This window comes from Pseudomonas sp. PsB, from assembly GCF_043658375.1.
GTDB lineage: Bacteria > Pseudomonadota > Gammaproteobacteria > Pseudomonadales > Pseudomonadaceae > Aquipseudomonas > Aquipseudomonas putida_Z.
In genome coordinates, this window is sequence record NZ_JBIGLU010000086.1 from 1 (window position 1) to 1359 (window position 1359).

General features: G+C 58.1%; 1 protein-coding gene. It reads right to left on the reverse strand.

The features are described from left to right. Window positions 1-172: 172 nt before the first annotated feature. Window positions 173-1231: an IS110 family transposase gene (locus tag ACGLHT_RS29955; protein WP_274121243.1), complete on the reverse strand. Its 1059-nt coding sequence runs from the start codon at window positions 1229-1231 to the stop codon at window positions 173-175. Window positions 1232-1359: the final 128 nt, after the last annotated feature.

Here is a 1359-nt window from a genome sequence, read left to right on the forward strand (position 1 = left end):
GCTTTTTGCTTCTGGCCAACATCGTGGTGAGCTCGCAGCGTGCCGTTTACATTGAGGCCACTGCATCGGGCCTGTAGGAGCGGAGGCATCAGTCTGCGACGGTCTTACCAGGGGTCAATGTTCACTAGCAGGGGTTGGAGCGCTTAGCGCCCCGGTGGCATTACTCGGTTGGTCAGAGGCTCATGGCAGCCTCCGGGTTGCTGTTCGGTTTGTGTTGATAGACCTGGTCGTTCTGTAACAGGGCCCAGATAATGCGCAGATTTCGATTAGCCAGTCTGATCGCCGCTTCCTTGCGCCCAAGGCGGGATAGCCAGCGCAAGAGGCGGCGATCGTCTGGCTGATCGGAATCAGGCCTTAGCTGGCTCAAGACAGCATGTGCGCCCTGGATCATCAGGCTACGTATGTAGCCGTCACCTCGCTTGCTCATCCTGCCCAATCTGACCTTGTTTCCACTGCTGTGCTGATCGGGCACGATACCGAAGAAGGCGGAATACATTCGGCCACTGGCGAAGCGGCTGGGCTCGGTCTGTTTCGCCACGATCGCCGTGGCGATGATAGGGCCTACGCCACGAATGGTGACCAGTCGCTGTGCGACTTTATCCTCCCGGGCTGTCGCTTCGAGCCGTCTACTGAGCCCCGCAATGCGTTCACCCAGAGACAGCCAGTCCGTCAACAGTTCATCGAGCAACTCACGCAACAGGTCGGGCAAAGGTAAAGAGGCATCCTCAAGAGACCGCGGCACATGCTTACTAATCGCAGCGTCGCCCTGAGGCATGGATACGCCATGCTCAAGCAGCAAACCACGCATCTGGTTACCCAGCGCGGTATGCCGCTTGATGTTGCCGCGGCGGATACGGTGCAGTGCTTGAATAGCCAGTGCTGTGGTGCTCTTGATCGGTATCGAGGCAATACTGGTATCGCGACCAGCACGCAAAATGGCATGGGTGTCGTTACGGTCATTCTTCGCGCCGCTGCGGTGTTCGGCGACTCGTTGCGCAGGCAGGATGCGAACCGCATTACCTTTGGCCTGCAGCAGCCTTGCCCAGGCTTGTGCCCCTGGACCGCACTCCATCAAGACGGTCACTGTCGCTGGCAACCTGAGCAGGAAATCATGAAAGGCCTGACGGGATTTGATGCGATCTTCGTAGATCACCCGACCGGTAGCATCCTCGCCTGCTAACTGAAAGACCTGCTTGGCCAGGTCTACACAGATGGTTGTGCAAAGCTCCACATCAGTGGAAGACAGGGAACCTTGCTTGGAACTATGCTTTTTCATGGTCTCGCCCTCGCTGCCGTTGGCTTCTTAGAACGCCACCGTGGCACTGTGATGCCTCGGCGGGGGCGAGTCCATCGATTACA